This window comes from Mordavella massiliensis (assembly GCF_016901695.1).
Lineage (GTDB): Bacteria > Bacillota > Clostridia > Lachnospirales > Lachnospiraceae > Claveliimonas > Claveliimonas massiliensis_A.
Genome location: NZ_JACJKS010000064.1, coordinates 1 through 611 on the forward strand (window position 1 = coordinate 1; position 611 = coordinate 611).

At 61.0% G+C, this 611-nt stretch carries 1 protein-coding gene; it reads left to right on the forward strand.

Annotated elements, in window-relative coordinates; translation table 11 throughout:
• A partial coding sequence (locus tag H6A20_RS13100) for an RpnC/YadD family protein (protein WP_476739012.1) occupies nucleotides 1–443 on the forward strand: 443 nt, incomplete at its 5' end.
• Between the last annotated feature and the right edge of the window lie 168 nt (nucleotides 444–611).

Sequence of the window (611 nt, forward strand, 5' to 3'; positions counted from 1 at the left end):
GGCTGGAGCTGAGGGCCGTGATGCTGAATGTCAATGCGGGACACAGCCCCGGGCTGCTGGAGGCCTGCCAGACGCTGAAGGAGTACTCCCTGTACGTGGACAGGGTGCGCAGGCATGCGCAGGAGCTGCCGGTCGAGGAGGCGGTGGAGCGTGCGATCCGGGAATGCATCGGGGAGGGAATCCTGGCGGAGTTTCTGGAGAAGAACCGTGCGGAGGCGAGGAAGATGAGTATCTATGAATATGATCAGGAGAGACATATGAGGCAGGAGCGGGAGCAGTCCTATGAGAAGGGGCTCGCCCAGGGCTTCACAGATGGCCAGACGGAGGGCAAGCGCAGTATGGCGGTCAATCTGGCCCGGTCCGGGATGCCGGCAGAGGAGATCGCCCGGATAGCAGAGACGGACGCTGATCTGATCCGGGAGTGGATCCGGGAACAGATCTGATATCTCTGCCGAATGGAAAGACCAGACAGGGGGACTTGGAGCTGCCGGTCGAGGAGGCAGTGGAGCGTGCGATCCGGGAATGCATCGGGGAGGGGATCCTGGCGGAGTTTCTGGAGAAGAACCGTGCGGAGGCGAGGAAGATGAGTATCTACGAATATGATCAGGAGA